Here is a 227-nt window from a genome sequence, read left to right as displayed (position 1 = left end):
CATGGCCTTTGGAAGCGGACTCGACAGCAGCGACGACATGGTCAGCGAAATCAACATGACACCGTTGGTGGACGTGATGCTGGTGCTGCTCATCATCTTCATCATCACCGTGCCAGTGCTCACGCACTCGGTCAAGCTGGACCTGCCACGCGCGGACAACACGCCCAACCTCGTCAAGCCCGAGAGCGTAAACATTTCGGTCACTGCCGACGGCGCATTGCACTGGA

Annotated in this window: 1 protein-coding gene; it reads left to right on the top strand. The window is 58.6% G+C overall.

Features of this window, described 5'->3' with window-relative positions:
* The coding region (locus tag KM800_RS15340) for an ExbD/TolR family protein (protein WP_217813848.1) at positions 1-227 on the top strand (227 nt) is incomplete at both ends.

This window comes from Clostridium tyrobutyricum (assembly GCF_019144085.1).
Lineage (GTDB): Bacteria > Bacillota > Clostridia > Clostridiales > Clostridiaceae > Clostridium_B > Clostridium_B tyrobutyricum_A.
The sequence above is the reverse complement of the archived record's forward strand: the minus strand, read 5'-3'. Positions and strand labels throughout refer to the sequence as shown.